Here is a 24,302-nt window from a genome sequence, read left to right as displayed (position 1 = left end):
TTCTAATTGCACCCATGGAGGGTGCCTCAGTTGTGTTCATTCAGTCCAATGAAATGGATGAAAAGGAAGAGGTCACAAGTGTCGGTTTCCATCAAGCCACTCGAAGATCGCGTTGCTGTCAAGCTGGTCGAGCAGGAGCAGACCACTGCTTCAGGTCTGGTCATCCCCGACACCGCGAAAGAGAAGCCCAGCACGGCTGAGGTCGTCGCTGTGGGTCCCGGCCGCGTTGACGACAAGGGCAATCGCATCCCGGTCGACGTCAAAGTCGGCGACAAGGTGCTCTTCAGCAAGTACGGCGGCACCGAGGTCAAGTTCGGCGGCGAGGACTTCCTCGTGCTGTCGGCTCGCGATCTGCTCGCGATCGTTGACTGAGACTGGTCACTCGAGTCTGAACGGTTGAGACTCTTCGGCTGAGGTGTGCAGAGCGCGCCTCGCCGTGCAGAGGGCGGAGATGCTTCGGCGTCTCCGCCCTCTGTGTGTCTGTGTGGCTGTGAGCCTGCGTGTCCGTGTGCCTGCCTGCGCCTGCCTGCCTGCGTGTATGTCTGCACGTCTGTGTGCGTGCCTGGGCCTGTGTGCCCGTCTGCAAGTCTGTGTCTCCGCTGGCGCATGCGCCCTGCTGTGCACTCGTCGCCCCGCATGCTTCTGCGTGCTGTGCCTCTGGGGTACCGATTCGCCCTCGCGGCTGAGGCATAACATCTTAGCCGGGTAAGCATCCGCAGGCCCAGAACATATACGACTCACCAACGCATTCGGGCGTAGCCGCCGACACGGCGAAATCAGGACGAAACACTTGGATATACTGGCGTAACTCTGCGCACATAACGTCATGAGCGCACGAGGAGAACTCGATGCAAAGGAGCAGGAGTACATATGACAACAGAATCCAACGCACGGAAGTTCGGGTCGACGTTTATGCGACGCGGAGCCCAGTTCATCGCCATTGGCGCTGTTGCAGCGCTGGCGTTGACCGGATGCGCGAAGTCGGGAGGCTCGACGGGCAGCGGTGACGACTCGACCCTGAACATCGGCGGTCTTGTGCCGCAGACCGGTTCGTTGTCGTTCATGGGGCCGACGCTTACCGCAGCCATCGAGCTTGCGTCGTCAGACATCAATGCCGCAGACGCCGGCCTGACGGTCAAGACCGACATCAAAGACGAGGGCGACTCGACCACCGACACCGCGACGACGTCGGCGAAGTCGCTCATCGAGAAGAACTCCGTGATTCTCGGCGCGGCCTCTTCGGCGGCATCGAAGAACGTGCTGCCGACGGTCTCGAAGCGTCAGGTCGTGCAGATCTCGGCTTCGAACACCTCGCCCAGCTTCACGAACATCGATGACAACGGCGGATACTACTGGAGGACTGCTCCCTCTGACCTGCTGCAGGGCAAGAGCCTCGGCAAGCAGATTGTCGCCGACGGCAAGAAGAACGTGGCGATTCTGTTCATGAACGACGACTACGGCTCGGGTCTGAAGGATGCGGTCAAGGCGTCGATCGAGGCCGAGGGTGGCACCGTGTCGAAGGAGCAGTCGTTTGATCCTGCGGCCAAGGACATCTCGAGCGAGGTGTCACAGGCGATCAGCGGCAACCCCGATGCTCTCGTGGCCATCTCGTTCGACCAGTTCAAGGGCGTTGTGCAGACTCTGCAGACGAACGGTTTCGACTTTGCCAAGCTGTACGGCACAGACGGCAACAACGGCATCATGAAGTCAGGCGACACCTCCATCCAGGGGGCGACCTTCTCGCAGCCCGGTCCGTACGAGGGCCTCGATGACTTCATCAACCGCGTCAAGCAGCAGGCCGGTGGCTCTCTGACTTCGACCGTCTACGCACCCGAGATGTACGACGCGACGGTGCTCGCGGCGCTTGCGGCGCTGCAGGGCGGCAAGACCGACGGCACCACCATCAAAGACAACCTGCAGTCGGTCTCAGAAGGCGGCGAGAAGTGCACGTCGTTCAAGGACTGCGCGGCGCTCATCAAAGATGGCAAGGACATCGACTACGACGGCTTCTCAGGGCCGATCGACTTCGATGGCAACGGTGATGTGACCAAGGCGACGATCTCGTTCTACGGGGTCACTGATGCCAACAACACCACGACGTTCAAGCGTCAGGAAGAGGTCTCGGCCAGCTGACTCTCGGCAGGCATTTGATCTGATGGGGTCGTCCTTCGGGACGACCCCATCTCTGCGTTTTGGGTGTGTGCGGTGCGGTGCAGCGTGGCGCTGTGTTGGGTGTTGTGTGGTCTGTGGCGGCGGCGTGTTGTGGGCGTTGGCTGTGGCGGTTTGGGGGAGTTGCGGGGTGCCATGGTTGTGATCTGTAGGCGCAGCGGGGTGTTGTGCGTGTGCCGCTGCCAAGCGGTGCATGCTTGCAGGTGCGCGCTGTGCAGGTGCGCGCAGTGCGCCTGTGCGCTGTACAGGTGCATGCTGTGTGAGTATGCTCTGTCTGCGCGGGTATGTGCAGGTGCGTGCCGTGAAGCACGGTGGGTATGCGCAGATGCGTGCCGTGAAGCACGGAAGGAATGTGTCTAGGAGCTCGAAGTCTGATGCTGTGAGAACAATCCTGTGTTCATGCGTGTGGTGGCACTGACGACATCGGCACTGCTGCTTGGGCGATGAGTGAGCAAAGTCCTCACAGCGTCGTTCTCTCTCTCACATCATCACGAAGATCTGGGTCGACAGTGCGGAGCTGACTGCAGGCTGCCACGTCTTGAGACCAGCATTTGCCGTGAAGATGCGTCGGATTCGGAGCATTCGCGCACAGAGCTCGACATTGCTTCTGTCAAGCAGGAGCAAATGCGCCGAAGAGGAGCAAATGAACTGAACAGGGCCTGGAGAAAGCCTGAATCTGCTCCTGCTTGGTGCAAATGCTCCTGTTGGGCACAATGCTCCTGTTGGGTGAGGATGCTTGGCCGGCCGGTACTCCTGACTGCGGAGTCGCAGCTGCTGTGCAGCCTACTGTGTACAAGAGCATGCAGCTGCTCAGGGGGGGTGCAAAGCATGCACCTGCTCAGTCAACTGTGTGCAAAGCCACCACCGACCGATGCCAGCCACCGACTGTACCCAACCATCCCCAGCTACCGCCCAGCTACCGCCCGGCACACATGCCGCGACGACCGCGCCCGGCGTCTACCCCGCGGTGTGATCCTCGGCCAAGGTGCCCAAATACAGCTTGATCACCTTCGGATCATTCAGCAGCATATGACCAGGTCCGACATAGGCGTCTTTGCCCTGATCGAGCACATATCCGCGATCGCAGATTTGCAGCGCGCGCCGCGCATTCTGCTCGACCAGCATCACCGACACCCCGGCGGCGTTGATGCGCGCCACATTCAGGAACGTCTCGTCCTGCCGCACCGGCGACAGCCCCGCCGAGGGCTCGTCGAGCAGCAGCACCTTCGGATCCATCATCAGCGCCCGCGACATGGCGACCATCTGGCGCTCACCGCCAGAGAGCCCGCCGGCACGCTGCCCCAGACGCTTCGACAGCTCCGGAAAGAGGGAGGTCACGAACTCCAGCCGCGGCCCGAACAGCTTCGGCTTCTGAAAGCACCCCATCTCGAGGTTCTCGCGAATGGTCAGACTCGGAAACACATTCTCGGTCTGCGGCACGAACCCGACGCCGGCGCGAACCAGCTTGTCGGCCTTCAGGCCGGTGATGTCGCGCCCGTCGAGCACGACGCTGCCCGAGCGCACGCTCACCATGCCGAACACCGTCTTCAGCAGCGTCGACTTGCCAGCGCCGTTCGGGCCGATGATACCGACGAGTTCGCCCCGCTCGACATAGGTGTTGCACCCGTTCAGAATGTTCACGCCGGGCAGATACCCCGCGACCAGATCCTTCGTCTCAAGAACGCGCTCGGTCATCGTGGGTCCTCCTCAGTGGTGCCGGCCGCGTGAGCACCGGATGCTCTGCTCGTGTCGCCATGCGAACTGCTGGTTGCGGGCGGTGCTGCGTCGACGCCGGATGCTGTGCTCGCGTCGGCCTGCGAACCGCCGGCTGCACGTGGGGCTGAGCCTGCGCCGGATGCCGTGCTCGCATCGCCCTGCGGCCTTTCGGTCGCACGGTGCTCGGCGCGGATCTCGGCCACCACCTCACCGAGGTCGCGATCTTTGTTCGATCCCAGATATGCGTCGATCACAGCTGGATCCTGCATAACCACACCGGGCTCGCCTTCGGCCACGATGCGGCCCTCCGCCATCACGATCACCCAGTCGGCGATCGCCTGCACCATGTGCATGTCGTGCTCGACGAAGAGCACGGTCATGCCGTCGTCTTTCAGCCGCACGATGTGACCGAGCAGAGACTGCGTCAGCGCCGGGTTGACACCCGCCATCGGCTCGTCGAGCATGACGAACTGCGGGTCGCTCATCAACGCACGCGCCATCTCGAGCAGTTTGCGCTGCCCGCCGCTGAGCGCCGCAGCGTAGTCGTCCTTCTTCTTGTCGAGCAGGAACTTCTCGAGCAGGCCCATGGCCTTCGCCTCGATCGCCTTCTCCTGGCTCTTCCACGCCGGTGGCCACAAGGCGCTCCAGAAGTGCTCGCCACGCTGATCCTTGGCGCCCAGCTTCATGTTCTCGAGCACGCTCAGCATCGCCAGCGACTTGGTCAGCTGGAAGGTGCGAACCTGCCCCAGACGCGACACTTTGAACGAGGGGATGCCCGACAGCGTGGTGCCGTCGAACGACCAGCGGCCGGTGTTCGGCTTGTCAAAGCCGCTGAGCAGGTTGAACAGCGTGGTCTTGCCGGCGCCGTTCGGGCCGATCAGTGCGGTGATGACGCCGCGCGGAATCTCGACGTGCTCCACATCGACGGCGGTGTTGCCGCCGAATGAGCGGGTGATGTCGTCTGCGACGACGATCGGGTCTGTCTTCTTGCATCCCGGTGCGGCGGGCTCCGCTGCGATCGGGCGTGCGCCGCCTGAGGCGGCTGTCACAGTCGAACCGCCCTGCGACGTCTCGCCGACGGCGTGCACCGTGGGATCTGACGGCTGCGGCTCGGGCACTGGTGTGAGGGGAGTGTCAGGCATTGAAGTACACCTCCGACTTCTTTCCGAACAGACCCTGCGGTCTGAAAATCACGAGCAGCATGAGCGCGACGCCCACGAGGATGAAACGCACCTGGCCTCCTTGGACGCCGGTGATCGGCAGGATCTCTTCGCTGACCAGCAGCGACACGATGCCGTCGGTCGCGACGATGACCACCCAGAAGATCATCGAGCCGACGATGGGGCCGAAGACCGTGGCGGCGCCGCCGAGCAGCATGATCGTCCAGAGGAAGAACGTCGTCTGCGTGCCGAAGTTGTCCGGCTGCACCGACCGCGGCAGCACGAAGATCATGCCTCCGAGGCCGCCTAGAACGCCGCCGAGAATCAGCACCTGCATCTTGTAGGCGAAGACGTTCTTGCCGAGCGAGCGAACGGCATCCTCGTCTTCTCTGATGGCTTTGACCACGCGACCCCAGGGGCTGCGCACCAGACGCCAGACCAAGAGCATCGAGAGGGCGACGACGACCCACGCGAAGATGATCGTCCAGAGATCCTCTTCGGTGTAGGTCAGCGGACCGATCTCATAGAGGCCGACGGGAATCGGGTTGAGCGACTGGAACGAGTCGGAGCCGCTCTGCATGCCGGCCGAACCGCCGGTGAGCCACGAGAGCTCGGGGGTCTTGGCCACCAGCCTGATGATCTCGGCGGCTGCGATCGTCACGATGCTGAGGTAGTCGGCGCGCAGGCGCAGCGTCGGTATGCCGAGCAGCAGCCCGAACAGCACGGCTCCGAGGATGCTGAACAGCAGCCCGACGAAGAACGGCACCCCGAAGGTGTTCGACGTGATGGCGAAGAAATACCCGCCGACGGCCATGAAGCCGGCCTGACCGAAGTTGAGCAGCCCAGTGTAGCCGAAGTGAATCGAAAGACCGAGTGCGGCGAGCGCGTAGGCCGCCGTGGTCGGCGAGATGATCTCGCCGAGAGCCTGTGAGATGAACGACAGATCCATGGTTGCCCCTTATCCGATGCGTTCTCTGCGACCGAGGATGCCCTGCGGGCGAACCAGCAGCACCACGATCATGATCACGAGCGCCGTGACGTACTTGAGGCTGCCCGGCAGGAACAGACTGGAGAGATTCACTGCGATGCCGATGATGAGGGCACCGACGAGAGCGCCGTATGCGGTGCCGAGACCGCCGAGCACGACCGATGCGAAGATGAGCAGCAGAATCGACGCGCCGGTGTCCCACTGCTGGGTCTGATAGAACGCGAGCAGCACGCCGGCGACGGCCGCGAGTGCGGTGCCGCCCGTCCACACCACCCGAATGATCCGGTTGACGTCGATGCCTGATGCGGATGCCAGCGCCGGGTTGTCGGCGACGGCGCGCGTGGCCTTGCCGATGCGGGATTTCGTCAGCAGCGCCGCGGTGACGATGAGCAGCACGATGGCCACCAGCGAACCGAGCACGTCCCACTGGCGAAGCCGCACCGAACCCAGCACGAGCCAGGCGTCACTCGACACCGGCATCACGATGCGGTCGGGGCCGAAGAGAAAGGCGTAGAGGTAGCGCAGCGCGAGCGAGAGGCCGATGCTCACGATCATCAGCGGGATGATGCCCACTCGCTTCTTGCGCAGCGGCTTCCAGAGGGCGGCATCCTGTACCCAGCCGAAGACGCCGCCGACTACGAAGGCCAGGATCACGGCGATCCAGGCCGGCAGCGCCAGCGTGGTCATCGCGGTCACGGCGACGAAACCGCCGAATGTGACCAGCTCACCGTGTGCGAAGTTGTTGAGCTTCGTCGTTCCGTAGATCAGCGACACCCCGATCGATGCGAGCGCGAGGATGAGTCCGAAGATCACCCCGTTGATCAGGCTCGGCACGAACTGATCGGTGAGAAAACCGCCGCCCTCCTGTGCGAGCACGACTGTGGGCGCCGCGTGAGCGAGCGCACTTGCTGTCAAGGCCGTTGTCAACTGAGCCTCCCCGTTTGGCGATGGACGCGTGGGATGCCGCACGCGTCACCGTCACCACCCACAGGGGGTTGCGACGGGTGGCACACAAGCTACCTCGCTTTTGTGTCGCCAATGTTACACAGGAGTCGGGGTAGACTGAGCGCACCGCGTCTGGAAGGAAGAAATGGCACACGACCCCTTTGCCTACACCGGTCTCACTTATGACGATGTGCTGCTGCTGCCCGGCCACACCAACGTCATTCCCAGCGAGGTCAACACCAAGACCCGCCTGACCCGTGAGCTGTCGATCAACATCCCCCTGCTGTCATCGGCGATGGACACCGTCACTGAGGCACGTCTCGCGATCGCCCTGGCCCGCCAGGGCGGCATCGGCGTGCTGCACCGCAACCTCTCGATCGAAGACCAGGCCCGCCAGGTCGACCTCGTGAAGCGTTCAGAGTCGGGCATGATCACCGATCCGCTGTCGACCTCTCCTGAGGCGACGGTGCAGGAGGTCGACGAGATCTGCGGCCAGTTCAAGGTCTCAGGGCTGCCTGTGGTCGACGAAGACAACGTGCTCGTCGGCATCATCTCGAACCGCGACATCCGCTGGGTGCCGGTCGACGAGCGTGAGAACACCCTCGTCAAAGACGTTATGACCAAAGGCAAGCTGTTCACCGGCAAGGTGGGCATCAGCCGCGAAGAGGCCTACCGAACCTTCGCCACCCACAAGATCGAGAAGCTGCCGCTGATCGACGACGAGGGGCACCTCAAAGGCCTGATCACCGTCAAAGACTTCGACAAGGCCGAGAAGTACCCGCACGCGAGCAAAGACAGCTCGGGCCGTCTGCTCGTCGGTGCGGCCATCGGCGTGTTCGGCGATGCCTGGGAACGCGCCTGCGCACTGGTCGAGGCCGGCGTCGACGTCATCGTCACCGACACCGCCAACGGTGATTCGAAGGGCGAGCACGACATCGTCAAACGCCTGAAGACCGACCCGGCGACCAAGCACGTGCAGGTCGTGGGCGGCAACATCGCCACCCGCGAGGGTGCGCAGGCTCTGGTCGACGCCGGTGTCGATGCCGTCAAGGTCGGCGTCGGACCCGGCTCGATCTGCACCACTCGCATCGTCGCCGGTGTGGGCGTGCCGCAGGTGTCGGCAATCTACGAGGCATCGAAGGCGACCATCCCCGCCGGTGTGCCGCTGATCGCCGACGGCGGCCTGCAGCATTCGGGCGACATCGCCAAGGCGTTGGTCGCCGGCGCCGACACCGTGATGCTCGGCTCGCTGCTCGCCGGAACCGATGAGAGCCCGGGAGAGCTCGTGTTCGAGCATGGCAAGCAGTTCAAGCAGTACCGCGGCATGGGGTCGCTGGGGGCGCTGCAGACGCGCGGCCAGCGCACGAGTTACGCACGCGACCGCTACTTCCAGGCCGATGTGCCCAGCGACGACAAACTGATTCCCGAGGGCATCGAAGGGCAGGTGCCCTACCGTGGCCCGCTCGAGGCCGTCACCTATCAGCTCATCGGCGGTCTGCGCCAGTCGATGTTCTATGTGGGGGCCGAGAACATCGAGCAGCTCAAAGAGAACGGCAAGTTCGTGCGCATCACGCCGGCCGGCCTCAAAGAGAGCCACCCGCACGATGTGCAGATGGTCATCGAGGCCCCGAACTACCACGGTCGGTAGACCGAACGCCGCAGTCGCAGCAAACAGACGAGGGATGAACGAGGAATCATGAGTGAGACAGTGCAGATCGGCGTGTCGAAAACCGGTCGGCGAGGCTACGGCTTCAGTGACATCGCAGTGGTGCCCGATCGGCGCACCCGTGATGCCGGCGACGTGTCGGTGAACTGGAGCATCGACGCCTACCACTTCGATCTGCCCGTCGTCGGCGCGCCGATGGACTCGGCCGCCTCGCCTGAGACCGTCATCGCCCTCGGGCGCGCCGGCGGGCTCGGCGTGCTCGATCTCGAGGGCCTGTGGACGCGCTACGAAGACCCGACCGACGCCTACCGTCGCATTCGCGAGGCCAACGACGATCAGGCCGGGCGGGTGCTGCAGGAGGTCTATGCAGAGCCGGTCAAGGCCGAGCTGATCACTGAGCGACTCGAGCAGATTCGTGCCGCCGGCGTGACCGTCGCCGGGGCGCTCTCGCCGCAGCGCACGCAGCAGTTCTACCAGACGGTGCTCGATGCGGGAGTCGACCTCTTCGTCATCCGCGGCACGACGGTCTCGGCAGAGCACGTGTCGGCGACCACTGAGCCGCTGAACCTCAAGAAGTTCATCTACGAACTCGACGTGCCGGTCATCGTGGGCGGTGCAGGCACCTATACGACCGCTCTTCATCTGATGCGCACCGGTGCTGCCGGCGTGCTGGCCGGATTCGGCGGAGGCGCCACGTCATCCTCATTGAAGACGCTGGGCCTGCGCACGCCGATGGCGACCACCGTGGCCGACGTCGCCGGCGCCCGCCGCGACTACCTCGACGAGTCGGGCGGTCGTTACGTGCACATCATCTGTGACGGCAGCCTGGGCTTCGGCGGTGACATTCCGAAGGCCTTCGCCTGCGGTGCCGACGCGGTCATGCTCGGCACGGCGCTCGCCCGTGCGAACGAGGCTCCCGGCGGCGGCTACCACTGGGGTGCCGAGGCGCATCACGCTGAGCTGCCCCGCGGTCGTCGCGTGCAGGTCGGCAGCGTCGGGCCGCTCGAGCAGGTGCTCTTCGGGCCGGCGCACGACGCAACCGGCACGACCAACCTGATCGGCTCGCTGCGCAAGTCGATGTCGACCACTGGATACACCGAGCTCAAGGAGTTCCAGAAGGTCGCAGTCACCGTCTCGCACTACGAGGCCTGAACCAGACGTGTCCGAATCTGTGCCCGACTCGAACACACAGTCGGAGTCCGCTGCGCCGGGCGTCCAGACGCCGCGACGCATCGGGGCGGCCGAGGCCAATCTTCTGATCGACGAGCTCGAGGCGGAGCTCTCAGAGCCGCCGCGCTCGACACTGTCGGTGCTGCTGACGGCGAAGTGGCTCGGCGCACTGTTCGTCGTGCTCCTGATCGTGGCCGGGTTTCTCGGGCTGGGCTGGTGGCAGGCGATGCGTGCGGTGACTCCGGGAGACGACGGCAGTCGTCAGACCGAGACCGCGCGGCCTCTCACCGATCTGCTCACGCCCGGTCAGACCATGAACGTGCAGGCCATCGAGCAGCGTGCGACCGTGTCGGGCACGGTGCTTCCGGGAACGGCCACGATCGTTGCGAACCGCACCCAGCAGAACGCGTCGGGTGAGACCGGCGAGGCTCGTGACCGCGAGGGCAATGCGCTCGGCTACTGGGTCGTGGTGGGCCTCTCGGTGGAGGCGCCCCAAGCGCCCGCCGGAGCCGTGCTGCCCGTGGCCCTCGGGTGGGCGCCCGACCTCGACCAGGCCCGAGCGACACGTGACCGCGCCGAGGCTTTGGCGAATGCCGCGCCAGGCGAGGTCGGCGCAGCCGGCGCTGACGGGGATGCGATGGCCCTGAGCGCAGGGATGCTGCAGCTGAGCGGGCGCATCATGCCGTTCGAAGGCGTCGAGAAACAGCAGACCACGGCCGCCGACTACCTCACGCAGGTGGTCTCAGGACCGGAGCTGATCAACGTGTGGCAGACCGACGACCGCCCCTGGTTCGAGGGGTACCTGGTCGCCTCCGACGGCGTTCCCGCGGTGGTCGGCAGCGACCTGCAGACGATCTACTCGCCGCCGCCCTCGACTGAAGCGCAGATCAACTGGATGAACATCTTCTACGCCGCCGAGTGGGTGGTCTTCGCAGCCTTCTCTCTGTTCCTGTGGTGGCGCCTCGGCCGTGACGAGTACGAGCACGGTCTCGAATACGCCGCGCAGGAACGCGAACAGCTCGAGCTGCTGCGCCGTGTCGCCGTGCGATGAGCGCCCGCGTTAGGATGGAACCCATGACCCGTCAGCCGATTCTGCCGAAGCGCGATCGGCAGCGCATACCCGGTGCGATCAGGTTCTACAGCATCTTCGCCTACATCACCGGTGTGTTCCTGCTGCTGCTCTGCGCCGAGATGATCCTCAAATACATTCCGTGGAATCACGAGCTCGGCGTCGGCTACGAGGTCTTCGCCGGCGGCGGTCACGTGCTCAACTTCGTGCCCTCGCTGCCCGAGTACATCGACAGCGCCGGCGGTCTGAACCTTTCGATCGGCGTGCTGATCGTGCACGGCTGGCTGTATGTCGTCTATCTGATCAGCGACTTCCGCCTGTGGACGCTGCTGCGGTGGCCGCTGCGGCGTTTCGTCGCGATCGCCTTGGGCGGCATCGTGCCGTTCCTCTCGTTCTTCGTCGAGCACCGCATGTCGCGCGCTGCGCGTAAAGATCTCGCCGAGCACAACGCCCGTGCCGAGGCCCACGACGAGGCCATCCTGGCACTGCGCAAGCAGGTCGCCGATGACGAGGCCCGTGCGGCAACCACGGCGACACCGGGCGCAGCCGCTGAGAACGCGGCCGACGCCCGTCATCCGGCGACGCAGCCGGGCGAGCATGGCATCGGCCAGACCTCAGGCGACGCCGCACAGACCACGACCGACACCGACGAAAGCAGCGAGACGAAGTGACCCAGCAGACCCCCACTGCGGCAGCGGCCTCGAACGAGGCAGGCGCTGACGCGACGACACCCACGGTGCTCGTCATCGATTTCGGCGCGCAGTACGCGCAGCTGATCGCACGGCGCGTGCGCGAGGCGCATGTGTACTCCGAGGTCGTGCCGCACACTTGGAGCGTCGAGAAGATCCTCGCGAAGAAGCCTGCGGCGATCATCCTCTCGGGCGGCCCCGCGAGCGTCTTCGAAGAGGGCGCCCCGCACGTCGACCGGGCCCTGTTCGAAGCCGGCGTGCCGGTGTTCGGCATCTGCTACGGCTTTCAGGCCATGTCGTATGCGCTCGGCGGCATCGTCGATCAGGCGGCGGTGGGCGAGTACGGACATACCGAGTCTGAGGTTCACGAAGCAGGCACGCTGCTCGAGGGCTCTCCTGCGAAGCAGTCGGTGTGGATGAGCCACGGCGTCGCGGTGAAGACCGCGCCCGAGGGGTTCGACGTGCTGGCGTCGACCGTGGGCGCGCCCGTGGCGGCGATCGAGGATCGCGGCCGTCGACTCTTCGGCGTGCAGTGGCACCCCGAGGTGCAGCACACTCCGCTCGGCCAGCAGGCGCTCGAGAACTTTCTGTACCACGGCGCCGGGCTGAAGCCGGAGTGGACCAGCGAGAACGTGATCGACCAGGAGGTCGCGAAGATCCGCGCCCAGGTCGGTGCGAGCAAGGTGATCTGCGGGCTGTCGGGCGGCGTCGACTCGGCTGTCGCCGCGGCTTTGGTGCAGCGTGCGGTCGGCGACCAGCTGACCTGCATCTTCGTCGACCACGGCCTGCTGCGCAAAGACGAGGTCAAGCAGGTTCAGGAGGACTTCGTCGCCGCGACCGGCATCCGTCTGGTCACGATCGATGCGTCGGAGCAGTTCCTCACTGCGCTGAAGGGCGTCAGCGAGCCGGAGCGCAAGCGCAAGATCATCGGCCGCGAGTTCATCCGCACGTTCGAGCGTGCGGCTCGCGACCTGCAGAACGAGGCCTCGGCCGACGGCGAAGAGATCAAGTTTCTGGTGCAGGGCACGCTCTATCCCGATGTCGTCGAATCAGGCGGCGGCGAAGGTGCGGCCAACATCAAGAGCCACCACAACGTGGGCGGCCTGCCCGATGACCTGCAGTTCAAACTCGTCGAGCCGCTGCGGTCGCTGTTCAAAGACGAGGTTCGCTCGATCGGTCGCGAGCTGGGCGTACCCGAGGTCATCGTCAGCCGTCAGCCGTTCCCCGGGCCCGGCCTGGGCATCCGCATCATCGGCGAGATCACGCAGGAGCGCCTCGACATTCTGCGCGAGGCCGACGCGATCGCGCGCGAGGAGCTCACCAAGGCTGGGCTCGACGATCAGATCTGGCAGTGCCCGGTGGTGCTGCTGGCCGATGTGCATTCAGTGGGCGTGCAGGGGGACGGGCGCACATATGGGCATCCGATCGTGCTGCGCCCAGTGTCGAGCGAAGACGCGATGACGGCTGACTGGTCTCGGCTGCCGTACGACGTGCTGTCGGTGATCTCGAACCGCATCACGAACGAGGTGCGTGAGATCAACCGAGTGGTACTCGATGTCACGAGCAAACCGCCGGGCACCATCGAGTGGGAGTGAGTCAGGCAGGCCTCGTCGCAGTGTGCGGCGGGGTCTGTTTCTGTTTTGGGCTGTTTGTCTTGGGGCTGTCGTGTCGTGTGTTTGTCTTGTGGGTGTCGTGTCCTAAGGCTGTTTTGTCTTGCGGCTGTTGTGTCGTGTGTTTGTCTTGCGGGTTTCGTGTCTCAGGACAGTCCTGCCCTGAAGGCGTCGTGTTTCAGGGCAGTTCTGTCTTGAACCGGGCGAGGCGGCATGCGAGTGCGCAGAAGCCGCCTGAAGCGCGGGATCGAGTGTGCAGAACCTGTTGAAGACCCACCGAGTGTGTAGAACCTGCTGATGACTCACTGAGTGTGTAGTTGGTGTGGGTGTTTGCTGTTGATACTCGCAGTTTCTGTGCTTTCGGTGGGTGGAGGCACTTGCAGATGGTGCGAGTGTGCAGAATCTGTTGAAGACCCACCGAGTGTGTAGAACCTGCTGAAGGCCCACCGAGTGTGTAGTTGGTGTGGGGGTTTGCTGTTGATAGTCGTGTGTTCTGTGCTTTCGGTGGGTGGAGGGCGCGTGTGCACGGTGCGAGTGTGCAGAGGTGTTGAGCGCATGTGTCGAGTGCACACCCAGCGTGCAGAATGTGTTGAGCGCATGCCGAGTGCACACCCAGTGCGCAGAACCTGTTACGCATAGCCGTAGGTGCAGCACGAAGTTCTCCACATCGGGCAGATCGGGGAGACCCGGGGCAGGCCGATCGCTCATGCTGAAGGCATGTCGCCGTCCAAACCGCAGCCGCTGCCGATTCAGATCAGGCATCGACCCTTCACTGTGGCAGAAGCACGAGACATGGGAGTCAGCCAGTCTCGACTGCGGGCCAACGACCTCGAACAGCCCTACCGAGGGGTGCGCTGCGCACGACGCGAGATGCGCACAGCAGAATCGGCCCAGAACCAGGCGGGTTCGCCGTCGGAGACCCCGAAATCCAAGCGTCTCTACACAGCAGTGACGCATCGCGCGCGGCAGTATTTGCCACTGATGAAGCCAGGGCTCGCCTTCAGCCACCTGACCGCGGCGATCATATGGGGCCTGCCTCTGCCTCTCAGCATGATTGCTTCGGCACTCGAGCCCGACGGACTTGACGTCGCAGCGGCTGCGACCCTTTCGCGTCCGCGGCACCGCGGCATCCGCAGCAGGCGCATGCCCCCGACAGCTCATGTCTACACACTCGGCGATCTGCCGGTCTGCGATGTGCGGACGACCTGGAGGATGCTGGCCGATGTGCCGAATCATTCCGACGCTGATCTCGTGGCTGTCGGCGATTTTCTGGTCTGTCGCGCCGAGCTGCGTGCAGACGGCCGGCAGCCGTTCGCCGGGCCGAGGGAGCTCATCGAGTGGGCGGGTTCGCTGTCGGGGCGAAACTGCAGAAGGATGCGCCAGGTCGCCCGTCTCGTGCGTGACGGCTCGCAGTCGCCCATGGAATCGCTCACTCGGCTGCTGCTGTTGGAAGCAGGGGTGCCGGAGCCTGAGCTCAACGCCGACATCTACGACAGGGCTGGAGGCCACTTGGCGCGGGCCGATCTGCTGTATCGGGTGCAGAGGGTGATTCCAGAATTCGACGGGGATCAGCACCGCACGTCGCGTGCGCAGCATGCTCGTGATCGGGAACGACTGAAGGCACTTCGGAACGAGGGGTACGAGGTTGTTCAGGCCGATCTGCGCACGCTGACCGATGTACGTGCCGGGCAGGAGTTCGTGGCCGAGGTCGAGCGTGCGTTGGTGCAGAGGGGCATGTGCAGGTGAGACGAGAGATGCTGGGCGAGGGCATCGGCGAGTGGCGAGGTGAGAGCTGTACAGACATTTGCGTGGGCGAGGCGAGCGAGCGATGAGCGAGCGACGAACGAGCGACAAAGGAGCCGCCGCGCGCGTTGTGAACGAGCTGGTCGGGAGCGCGACACGCCGATCAAAAAAGTAGTCTGAGTAGACAGTTGCAGCGATCGGATTCCTCGCCGTAGCATCGAAAACAATTCGCCGAGAATGTGCTCGGCATCTCGATCACAACGTCAGTGGTCATCTCTTTCACAGGCAGTCAACCGCATCGTCGCGGGGTTGCGCTGTGCATCCATCAGAGCAGTAACCGGTCACACGGACGTGTTCGGTCTCGCCCTCGCACGCCCGAAAACACCACGGGTGCGGCGCACCGAACTGAACACCACCAGAACCGAACAGCGTCACTCCCGCCGGAGTGACAGCAGCAGTCCCAACCCGAACATCCAGAAAGGAAAGCAGTGACCGAACTGACCGCCGTGACGAGCTCCATCCCCGTGCTGACCGGATCGATCCGCGTGATCGCGCCCTCGAGAAGCTCTGAGTCACGACACTCTGAGCCACGACGCCCAGAGACACGGCATCCTGAGTCGCAACTCTCTGAGTTCGATGCGAACGATGTCGCGCGCCCGGTCACTGCTTCTCCCATGAGTCACGAGCGATCGGTCGACACTCGCGCCATCGACATCACGCGCATCGCCGACCGTGCAGGCGCACCCTCGCGGCGCGTGGCGGGCGGGGTCGCCGCCACGGCATCCGCCGCACACCGCCTGTTCGACTTCGCCGTCACCACGCGACACAGCACGCTCGCAGCCTGGCGCAATGCGATCTGCGTGATCTTCGCGCTCGCGGGGGTGGCGACGGCGGTCTGGGTCGCGCGCATCCCCGAAGTGAGCGCACAGCTCGGCATCGGCAGCGGCGGCGTCGCGATTCTGCTCGTCGGCCTCTCGAGCGGTTCAATCACCGGGCTCGCCGTGGCACCGGGGCTGATCGGCCGCCTCGGCGCGCGACGCATGCTCACCGCCGCGATCACCGGCATCGGGCTCGGCCTCACCGCGATCGGCGTGGCAGTCGATGTGTTCGCGCAGACCGGATTCGCCTTCGCGGCGCTGATGCTCTTCGGATTCAGCCTGAGCTCGGCATCGGTCACGATGAACCTCGAGGGCACCACCGTCGAGAAGCGCGTCGGCCGCACGATTCTGCCGATGATGCACGCCTGCTACAGCGCGGGCACGATCACCGGCGCACTCGTCGGTGCGCTTGCCGCCTCGCGGGGCACGGGGCTGCTGCCGTATCTCGCTCTGGCGGCGGTGTTCCTGCTCGTCGCCGGTCTGGGCACACTGCGGTCGGTGCCGGGCGCGTCGGCTCCGCAGCGCATCCATTTCGAGGCCTCCGATGCACGTGGCTCGTCGACCGCCCATGCGGTACAGAACGGTGCCGGCAGCGCTGCGCGACTGTCTGATGGCTCGGGCGAGAGCGAGGCATCAGCCGACATGCGAGCACGACTGCGCGCACGTTTCGGGCTGCTGGCCGACCGACGGCTGCTGCTCATCGGCGTGATGATGGTCGGCATGTCATTCGTCGAGGGCTCGGCCAACGACTGGCTCAGCCTCGCGGCGGTCGAGGGCCACGGCCTCGACCATTCTGCTGCGGCACTGGTGTACGCGACGTTCGTCTCGGCGATGACGCTCGGCCGCCTCGTGGGAGGCCCTCTCGTCGACCGTCTGGGCACGACGCGAGTGCTTCTCGGCTGCGCCACGATCGCATCGATCGGGCTGGCCACATTCATCTTCGGTGCGGGAACGCCGCTGATCTTCGTGGCGACCGCGCTGTGGGGGCTGGGAGCGTCGCTCGGGTTCCCGGTCGGCATGTCGCTGGCCGCCGACCATCCGACGGATGCGACCCGCCGGGTGAGCATGGTCTCGATCTTCGGGTACTCGGCTTCGCTCGCAGGGCCCCCTGCTTTGGGCATGCTGGCCGAGCACTTCGGGATTCTGCACGGATTCGTGCTCGTGCTCGCATTCGTGGTGATCTCGCTGGCGGTTCTGCCCGGAACGCGCAAAGCGCGAGGCGTGAGCGCCTGACGGCACGCGGGGCGCGTATCGGGCGCACGTGAGCGACTGCTCAGTGCAGAAGTGACTTCTACCGCCGCTTCTGCGCTGAGCAGTCGCTTTCTGCGCTGACGGGGTACTCGATTTGCCGCAGACCCCTACGTGACCGGGCCTGAACCGGGTCAGAACCGATGAGCTGCCCGGCACACTGAACTCACTTGATCACGAATGCCTTCGGCAGCCGACTTCAGGCTGTCGAGACTTCCGAGGAGTTCACCTGTGAGAAGACACCTTCATCGAATCGCCCTGTTCGCCGCCGGGGCACTGCTCTGTCTCCCGGCTGCAGCGACATCGACCGCCCCTGCCGCATTTGCCGAAGACGACAGCAGACACCCCGATCAGCTGCTCACGACGCAGAGCACGCAGCAGGTGCTGTGCACGCTCTCGAAAAGCGAAACGGCGGATGCCGCGACAGCGAGATCTCTGCGTCGAGGAACAGCGTTGCTGGTCGTCGATCGGCAGGAAGTCACCTCTGCATGGATCGACATCGAGCGCTCCGATCTCGATCCGGCACAACTGCACATCACGCTCGAGAAAGAGGGCGCGGATGGGGCTCCCGCGACGACCGTGATCGACGGCACTGCGGGCTCCGGATCGGGCGATGCCTCTGCAGCAGTGCACGCCACCACGTGGGGTGTGACCATCGTGACTCCGCTGACCGTCGGCGACTACCAGCTTCGGGTCAGCACGCCGCAGACGGATCTCGAGCAGTCGACCGTCGCACTGACGACACTCGACCAGAACGGCGTCTGGGTCGATGCGCAACAGCGCATGATGCCGCTCGCGCTTGACGAACCTGGGCCGGACGACGGGGCATGCGAAGATCCCGACCACGGCGGCGGCCAGAACGCGGGTGGGGGAGAGAAGGCCACCGACGGCTCGAACTCCGACTCCGATGCCGCGCATGACTCTGCTGCAGACACCGCCAACGACGGAGCACTCGCGCGCACCGGCATAGCCATCGGCTGGACCCTCGGCATCGTTGCCGCCCTGCTGATCGCAGGGCTCGCACTGCTCTGGGCAAACCGCCGACGCACGATCGAGGCCAGCGCGGCGTCGCATCCGACGAACACTGACCAGGAGAACGACCGATGAGACACCGCACCGATACCTCTGCACACGTTCGCACACATCGCATCCGCACGCTGACCCAGACTCTGGTCGCGGCGGGCGTAGCCCTCGCAGTCGGCCTCAGCCAGGCATCGCTCGCCGCGGCCGACACCTCGACCAACCCGAACGACACGCCGCTGACCCCGGCGACGGGCGTCTCAACCATGGGGCCGGGTGAGACGTACATTCCGATGGTCGACACCGAAGCCGGCAAATGGCCGAAAGCGGCAGACGGTGCCGCTTCCGTGCGCAGCTTTCACACCGCCGGCGCAGACGTGTCCGTGCCGCTGGAGCTCGCCGCCGAGGGCACTCCCGCCGAGACCGATCCACAGGATGCCGTCGTGCGCGTGACGGTGCTCACCGCGCCGGGCTCACCGGGCAGTGCGCCGACCCAAGTGCTCGCCGGCGGCGACGCCTTCTTGTCTGTGCCAGCAGGTGAGAGCCGCAGCACGATGGTCGTCATGCCCGTGCAGAACAAGGCGATCGCGCTGCATACGACCACCGAGACGAATCTGCGCATCGAGAAGATGGCCACGTTTAGCACCAAGACCGGAACACCCGGCGGGCTTCAGGCGGTCGACCAGCCTGTGGTGCGCGCCGATGCGGCCGTGGGTACGAGCGCGCCGCAGCTGCGTGCCGTGCCCGGCGAGACCGAGCCGGGGATGCTGGGGGCGTCCGCCCCGACGTCCGGGCTCGGCGGATCGCTGACGTTCGGCGTCACCGGTCAGGGCGGGGTGCCGAGCGCCGGTGTGCGCTCGGTGTCGCTGAGCATCCGTCTGCAGTCGAACGTCGGGCAGACGGTCACTGTCGCCGGCCAGCGTCTGCAGACCTCGCCGGGGGAGGACGTGCTCAACGTGTTCGCAGACCCCGACGCACAGGGCAACGTGACGATCGAGACCGAACAGCCGACCAGCGTGCGCGCCGCCGTGCGCGGCTGGGTCGACAACGGCGGCCAGAACGCCGAGACGCTCAACGTCGGCTCCGGGCTGATGAGCCTCGGCGCGGCTGCGGTGCGCAGCGACGAGCCGGGCGACGGTCAGCCTCGCAGCTATCACGTCGAGGCCGGAGATGCACAGGCAATCGACCTTACCGGGGCTCCGAGCGACGCGGCGTTCGCGTTCGTGCAGGCCGACGTCACAGGGGTCACGACCCGCAGCCAGCTCGAGGTCGGCGACTTCTACCTTGGTCGTGGGCGGGGGCTCGCCGTACAGCCGCAGAGGACTGAGAGCGAGCTGATGATCGTGCCCGTCGTCGGCGGAGTCATCACGATGCGAGAGGGCGCAGCCGACGTCACTCTGACCGTGCGGCAGTATGTGCGCAGAGATCACGACGGTTCAGACGTTCGCCCAGACGAGAACGATCGCATGCTCATCACGAGCCCCGACAATGGCAGCACGCAGCACCTTGAGCACAGCGCGACGTTCACGATGCAGGGGCTCTATACACAGGGGCAGAGCTCGCTCGACCGCATCGAGATCCATGCGCGCAAGGCGTCTGGCGGTGCTCCTAGTCTGGTCGCCACGGCAGAGGTCGCCCCTGACCCCGATCACCCCGAAACGCTCGCCTGGCAGGCAGAGGTGAGTGCGCCCCAAGGCGGCGACTACGTGTTCACCGCTGTGGGCAAGGACGCCGACGGAACGCTTGCCACACAGGAGATCACCCTGCACATCGAACTGCAGAGCGATACGTCGACGCCGATGGTGTCCAATGACGCCTGGGTGCTGCGCAGCGGCACGTTCGTCAAGGCCGAGGATGCGCTGGCCGCGCCCGACCAGACTGGGGGGACCCCGGGCAACGGCCTGCTCGAGGAGAATCCGAGCAGCTCGTCTGCGCAGATCGACGAGGTGCAGGCCGACAGCGTGCTGGTCACCGACCAGCCGCCGTTCGCGCCGGGCGACGTGTTCGTCACTGGCTCGATCGACGCAGAACAGAGCGGTGTGCTGCGCACGGTGCAGTCAATCGATCGCACTCCACAGGGTTGGCGGGTGCATACTGCCGATGCTGCTCTGACCGATGTCTTCCAACAGGTGGATGTCGCGCAGCAGACCGACACGGCACCCTTGGTCGACCCTGCGAAGGTGAAAGCCGAGACCGCGTCGCAGCCAGCTGCCGACAGCGACCCGGTCACCATTGAACGACCGGCGTCAGGCGAGGGCGTGCAGCCGCTGCAGGTCGTGCCCTCCGTCGACGTGTCGTCGGGCAGCCAAGGCCACGAGACGACCGACTGCACGGTCACTGAGAACGTGGACGACGACCTGACCGGTCGACAGGATCAGACCGCTCCGGTGTGTCCGGAGTCTTCTGACGGGCACGGGTCGCTGAGTGACGCCGGCGTCGGAGCGCACGTCGAACAGGGCTTCAAGGCCACCGTCCAGCTGGCCTGGGACACCAAGAAAGACCCCTTCGGGGGAGACGTACTGGTCGATGACGTGAAAGACATCTCCCAGCTCGCTCCACAGGAACGAGCCTCACGCGAGGCCAAGACCGCGCTCGACGGAGGAGTCTCTCTCGGGTTCACCGGCGAGATGACGCTCGGTGTCGACGTCGGGCTGAAAGTCGGACTCCGATGGGGGTGGGTGCCCAAGCCGTTCGTCAAAGACCTGCATGCGATCATCGAGAATCAGACGAAGGTGAGCTACTCACTGAAAGCATGGCTGAAAGCGAGTGCCTCGGCGAAGGCGAAGTATCGTCTCGTGAAGCTGCCCATCTCGGCGATCACCGTGATGGCCGGCCCTGTTCCGGTCATTTTCAAACCGTATGTGAATGTCAACGTCGGCGCTCAGATCTCGTTGACGGGAAGCCTGATCATGTCGGGCTCCACCACCACCAAATCAAGGTACGGCTTCACCTATGCAAATGGAAAAGTGACGAAGGTCGCCGTCACGGAGAAGTCCGGAGACCCGGTCAAAGCCACCAGTTCTGGTGTGACCATGCAAAAGTCGGTCAAGATCGACGCCTCGGCAGGGCCGTCACTCGAAGCGGGGGTGCTGCTGTACGGGGCGCTCGGGCTGCAGGCCGAGCTGAGCCTTGCCGCGGGAGCGACTGCACAGGGAGCGTGGGAGCAGGGGGTCGTGGACGGCCAGTCCTTCAACCGGCTGAAGTACTCGGCGTCAGCCTACCTGGCAGCCGATGCTCAGGGATCGGCCGAAATTCGCATTCCTGTGGTCGACTTTCGCCTGAAGTCGTTCCTGCTGGTCGAATTCTCTCGACGGCTCGACATCTGGCACGGAGAGGGAAAGATCGACGTGCCGCAGTGATCGTCGCCATTCGCTCTGGTCGAGGGTTTACAATCCCTGTGCAGATGCACTTGGGGGAGAGGGCGCATTCGCACACCCTCGATCAGAACGGAACCTCGCACTGTGGCGATTCAGACACTCACCCGACGGCGAGCCGAACTTGCCGATCAGCTCGCCCGTCGTGCGCTGCAGACACCTGATCGCACAGTGCTCATCACCGGAGCCTCCGGCGTCGGCAAGACGCTGGTCGCCGCCGAGGTGCAGCGGCGGATGCGGACACAGGACCCTGACCACCCCGACTCGAGGGCGTTCACGCTCCAAGTCTCGCCAGGCGTCGTCCCATCCGGCGACGCTCAGACCGACCGGAGATGGCTTCGACGGCAGCTGCTGCGCGCAGCACGCGAGGCTCGACTCGAGCGGGTCGACCTCGCCACCATCGAACGAGGCAGTGACGACCGTGCCATCCTCCATGCGCTGGAAGCGCTCAGCGAACCCGGCCTTGTGCTTCGACTCGAGAACGCGGACGGGCTCGATCCGGCATCCGCCGCGCTGATCGCGGAGGCCGCCGACGCAGCTGCCATCGCGCTGCTCATCACGACACGAGATCGCGCCGCCCTGCCTGAACCGCTCTACGAGCGAACGCGCCGGTCGGACGCCGTTTCGTGGCGGCTCGCGGCCCTCGACGGCGACGAGACGCGTGAGATCGTCGATGCTCACCTCGGCGGCGAGACGCACTGGCAGGCGGCGGCCCAGCTGCACGCCCTCACCGCGGGCAACCCGGAGCTGCTCGATGCGGTGCTCGCAGATCTCGACGACGCCGACGGGTGGCGGGTCGTTCGCGGCATCTGGCTGCTGCGCGACGGGGTGTCGGTCGGGCACAGGCTGCGGGAACATCTGCGACGGCTGCTGCGCAGTCGAGACGACGCCGAGGTCGAGCTGCTGCTCGCTATCGCCATGGCTGGCGACCTGCCGGTGCGCTCCGTCGAGGTACTCAGCGCACCCGCCGTGGTCGACCGCAGTCTGGCCGACGGCCTGTTGCAGCAGCATGACGGATTCGGCGTGAGCGGTCAACGGCTGTCGGTGAGCCCCGAGGTGACTCGGCAGACGCTGCTCGACGTCTCTGGGCGGGCAGCTCGACATCGCGCGCTGCGGCATCTGGACAATGTGCCAGCGGTGCTGCGCTCAGCGTGGGGACCGAACAGCGAGGCCGAGGTGATCAGGCAGCGCCTCGATCTCGAACCTGAGACGGTCTCTGCCGCAGAGCTGCTCGCGGCTGTCGGCGCCTTTGTCGAAGGCGGGGCGCTCGATGCCTCGGTGCCGCTGCTTCAGCAGGTGATCGGCAGTGACGATCTCAGCAGTGCGGAGCTCGACGAGGCACGGTTCCAACTGGCTTACGCCCTGCTGCGCACAGGCCATGAGGATGGCGCGCGTGCGATGGTCGGCCAGCTGGGCGATCCGTTGACGGCGGCGTTCGCAGGGCTGTGGTTCGACGAGTCGGAGACGGTGCATGCCGGTGTCGACGCGGCCGCAGTGCGGCTGCTGAACGCGGTGCGGGGAGTGCGACAGGGACAGATAGTCGACGTCTCGCAGTTCGATGCGCTGGCAGCCGATCCTGCTGCCCCCTCACGGCTGCGTTGGCTCGCATGTGCGTATGCGCTTCTGGCCGGGCTCGAGTCTGGCGTGCCACTCGTACGAGTAGAACGGGTGGAATCGGCGATCGCCGAGATGTCTGTGCAGGCCAGCCGCATCGACCGATGGATTGCGAACGATCTGACCCACGCACACGTGCTCGGGCTGCTCAGCCACCGCCGCCCCTGGGCGGCGCAGTCTGCAGCGATGGTGCTCAACGGGATGGCAGTGACCTCTGTCAGCGATGCGAATGCGTCGCTGGGGCTCGGGGTGATCGCGAGCGAGACGGGTGATCTGCGCGCGGGGCGGCGGATGCTGCGACAGGGGTTGGTGCTGCTCGACGACTCCGATCCGACCGGGCTCGCCGCCTACGCGGAGTCTGCGCTCGAAGCCGTGCAGCTGCAGCTCGATGAGGGACGGCCACCGGCTGACGACCTGTCATATGCGGCTGAACCCCGGGGAGGAGTGCCGAAGCGGGAGGGCGCACGGTCGTACGGCGTCTCTCGGATGTTTCGCATGGACATCGTGCGCCGAGATCTGCTCACTCATGCCATGCGCACGTGGCGCGCCGATCGCATTGCGGGTTCGGACGGCGACGGCAGGCAGAGCGTGCTCGGAGACTGGGACGCGGTGCGCGAAGCCTATGATGCGGCGATCGAGGTCGAGACTGCGCACAGACACGCATGGGCGGCTCTGCAGCTGCTGCACGATCGAGCTCGACTGCTGCCGGGGCCGGTCACGACCGATTCTGCCGAACTGGCCGAGCAGCAGGCAGACGAACTCGACGGCGAGCTGGCGCGCGCGATGGTGCTCTTCGTGCAGGGCCGGGCGCTCGGAGATGCAGCGATGATCGGGCGTGCTGCCGAGGCCTTCGGGGCGGTGGGGCGGATCGTCCCTCAGGCCGAGGCGCTGGCAGCACGGGCGGTGCTGCTGCGCGAGCAGGGGCAGCGGTCGGAATCCGACGCAGAGCTCTGGCGAATGCACGATCTGCTGTTGGCGACGGGGCCGGTGAACACACCGCTGCTGAACAGAGTGCGTTGGAACGATCCACGGTTCTCGCATCGAGAGCAGCAGATCGCCCCGCTGGTGGCTCGGCACCTCACCAACCGGGAGATCGCAGCGCATCTGGTGCTGTCACCGCGCACGGTCGAAGGCCACGTGCAGCGCATGCTGATGAGGCTCGGCATCGATCATCGCGCTCGAATCATCGGTGACTCCGAACGGCCGCTGCCTGGGCAGCAGGAGGCCTGAGCCCTCTCGGGCG

At 65.3% G+C, this 24,302-nt stretch carries 16 protein-coding genes; 12 read left to right on the top strand and 4 right to left on the bottom strand.

Going from position 1 to position 24,302, the window contains the following annotated elements; translation table 11 throughout:
* Positions 1 to 78: 78 nt before the first annotated feature.
* Entirely contained in the window at positions 79 to 372 is a 294-nt protein-coding gene (gene groES, locus F8O09_RS04310; RefSeq protein ID WP_158030854.1) for a co-chaperone GroES, read from the top strand.
* A 498-nt stretch (positions 373 to 870) separates the two neighbouring features.
* Positions 871 to 2,133: an ABC transporter substrate-binding protein gene (locus F8O09_RS04305; protein ID WP_158030855.1), complete on the top strand. Its 1,263-nt coding sequence runs from the start codon at positions 871 to 873 to the stop codon at positions 2,131 to 2,133.
* A gap of 993 nt (positions 2,134 to 3,126) precedes the next feature.
* Here F8O09_RS04305 and F8O09_RS04300 read toward each other — a convergent pair.
* Genes F8O09_RS04300 through F8O09_RS04285 form a run of 4 tightly spaced genes read right to left on the bottom strand, consistent with a single transcriptional unit; the run spans position 3,127 to position 6,960 of the window.
* Positions 3,127 to 3,864, bottom strand: coding sequence for an ABC transporter ATP-binding protein (locus tag F8O09_RS04300; RefSeq protein ID WP_158030856.1), 738 nt, complete (start codon positions 3,862 to 3,864; stop codon positions 3,127 to 3,129).
* Entirely contained in the window at positions 3,861 to 5,027 is a 1,167-nt protein-coding gene (locus F8O09_RS04295) for an ABC transporter ATP-binding protein (protein WP_158054044.1), read from the bottom strand. The genes F8O09_RS04300 and F8O09_RS04295 overlap by 4 nt, the downstream gene beginning before the upstream one ends.
* On the bottom strand, positions 5,020 to 5,994 hold the full coding sequence (locus tag F8O09_RS04290) for a branched-chain amino acid ABC transporter permease (protein ID WP_158030858.1): 975 nt from the start codon (positions 5,992 to 5,994) through the stop codon (positions 5,020 to 5,022). The genes F8O09_RS04295 and F8O09_RS04290 overlap by 8 nt, the downstream gene beginning before the upstream one ends.
* A 9-nt stretch (positions 5,995 to 6,003) precedes the next feature.
* Entirely contained in the window at positions 6,004 to 6,960 is a 957-nt protein-coding gene (locus tag F8O09_RS04285; RefSeq protein ID WP_225732863.1) for a branched-chain amino acid ABC transporter permease, read from the bottom strand.
* A 163-nt stretch (positions 6,961 to 7,123) separates the two neighbouring features.
* Here F8O09_RS04285 and guaB point away from each other — a divergent pair, with 163 nt between their 5' ends.
* The 10 genes from guaB (at position 7,124) to F8O09_RS04235 (ending at position 24,289) form a co-directional block, all read left to right on the top strand.
* Positions 7,124 to 8,626, top strand: coding sequence for an IMP dehydrogenase (guaB, locus tag F8O09_RS04280; protein ID WP_158054043.1), 1,503 nt, complete (start codon positions 7,124 to 7,126; stop codon positions 8,624 to 8,626).
* 48 nt (positions 8,627 to 8,674) lie between these two features.
* On the top strand, positions 8,675 to 9,796 hold the full coding sequence (locus F8O09_RS04275; RefSeq protein WP_158030861.1) for a GuaB3 family IMP dehydrogenase-related protein: 1,122 nt from the start codon (positions 8,675 to 8,677) through the stop codon (positions 9,794 to 9,796).
* Between the two features lie 7 nt (positions 9,797 to 9,803).
* Positions 9,804 to 10,865 (top strand): SURF1 family cytochrome oxidase biogenesis protein, encoded by a 1,062-nt coding sequence (locus F8O09_RS04270; protein WP_158054042.1) that lies wholly within the window; start codon positions 9,804 to 9,806, stop codon positions 10,863 to 10,865.
* A gap of 23 nt (positions 10,866 to 10,888) precedes the next feature.
* Positions 10,889 to 11,554 carry a DUF3817 domain-containing protein gene (locus F8O09_RS04265; RefSeq protein ID WP_158054041.1) on the top strand — a complete coding sequence of 222 codons (666 nt, stop codon included), beginning with the start codon at positions 10,889 to 10,891 and terminating at the stop codon, positions 11,552 to 11,554.
* Between the two features lie 65 nt (positions 11,555 to 11,619).
* On the top strand, positions 11,620 to 13,167 hold the full coding sequence (gene guaA / locus F8O09_RS04260; RefSeq protein WP_225732918.1) for a glutamine-hydrolyzing GMP synthase: 1,548 nt from the start codon (positions 11,620 to 11,622) through the stop codon (positions 13,165 to 13,167).
* A 732-nt stretch (positions 13,168 to 13,899) separates the two neighbouring features.
* Positions 13,900 to 14,928, top strand: coding sequence for a hypothetical protein (locus tag F8O09_RS04255; protein WP_158054039.1), 1,029 nt, complete (start codon positions 13,900 to 13,902; stop codon positions 14,926 to 14,928).
* Between the two features lie 485 nt (positions 14,929 to 15,413).
* Positions 15,414 to 17,036 carry an MFS transporter gene (locus tag F8O09_RS04250; RefSeq protein ID WP_158054038.1) on the top strand — a complete coding sequence of 541 codons (1,623 nt, stop codon included), beginning with the start codon at positions 15,414 to 15,416 and terminating at the stop codon, positions 17,034 to 17,036.
* Positions 17,037 to 17,282: 246 nt separating this feature from the next.
* Positions 17,283 to 18,158 (top strand): hypothetical protein, encoded by an 876-nt coding sequence (locus F8O09_RS04245; RefSeq protein WP_158054037.1) that lies wholly within the window; start codon positions 17,283 to 17,285, stop codon positions 18,156 to 18,158.
* Positions 18,155 to 21,430, top strand: a complete 3,276-nt coding sequence (locus F8O09_RS04240) for a hypothetical protein (RefSeq protein ID WP_158054036.1) — start codon at positions 18,155 to 18,157, stop codon at positions 21,428 to 21,430. The genes F8O09_RS04245 and F8O09_RS04240 overlap by 4 nt, the downstream gene beginning before the upstream one ends.
* A 102-nt stretch (positions 21,431 to 21,532) precedes the next feature.
* Positions 21,533 to 24,289: a helix-turn-helix transcriptional regulator gene (locus tag F8O09_RS04235; protein ID WP_158054035.1), complete on the top strand. Its 2,757-nt coding sequence runs from the start codon at positions 21,533 to 21,535 to the stop codon at positions 24,287 to 24,289.
* Positions 24,290 to 24,302: the final 13 nt, after the last annotated feature.

Origin of the sequence: Pseudoclavibacter sp. CFCC 11306, from assembly GCF_008831235.1 — a bacterium.
Lineage (GTDB): Bacteria > Actinomycetota > Actinomycetes > Actinomycetales > Microbacteriaceae > Pseudoclavibacter_A.
This window is presented reverse-complemented; position numbering and strand designations above follow the sequence as displayed.

Bases quoted from the DNA above. Each gene is read 5' to 3' on its own strand.
- F8O09_RS04305 (WP_158030855.1), top strand. From the start codon at position 871: ATGACAACAGAATCCAACGCACGGAAGTTCGGGTCGACGTTTATGCGA.
- F8O09_RS04300 (WP_158030856.1), bottom strand. From the start codon at position 3,864: ATGACCGAGCGCGTTCTTGAGACGAAGGATCTGGTCGCGGGGTATCTG.
- F8O09_RS04295 (WP_158054044.1), bottom strand. From the start codon at position 5,027: ATGCCTGACACTCCCCTCACACCAGTGCCCGAGCCGCAGCCGTCAGAT.
- F8O09_RS04290 (WP_158030858.1), bottom strand. From the start codon at position 5,994: ATGGATCTGTCGTTCATCTCACAGGCTCTCGGCGAGATCATCTCGCCG.
- guaB (WP_158054043.1), top strand. From the start codon at position 7,124: ATGGCACACGACCCCTTTGCCTACACCGGTCTCACTTATGACGATGTG.
- F8O09_RS04275 (WP_158030861.1), top strand. From the start codon at position 8,675: ATGAGTGAGACAGTGCAGATCGGCGTGTCGAAAACCGGTCGGCGAGGC.
- F8O09_RS04265 (WP_158054041.1), top strand. From the start codon at position 10,889: ATGACCCGTCAGCCGATTCTGCCGAAGCGCGATCGGCAGCGCATACCC.
- F8O09_RS04255 (WP_158054039.1), top strand. From the start codon at position 13,900: ATGTCGCCGTCCAAACCGCAGCCGCTGCCGATTCAGATCAGGCATCGA.
- F8O09_RS04240 (WP_158054036.1), top strand. From the start codon at position 18,155: ATGAGACACCGCACCGATACCTCTGCACACGTTCGCACACATCGCATC.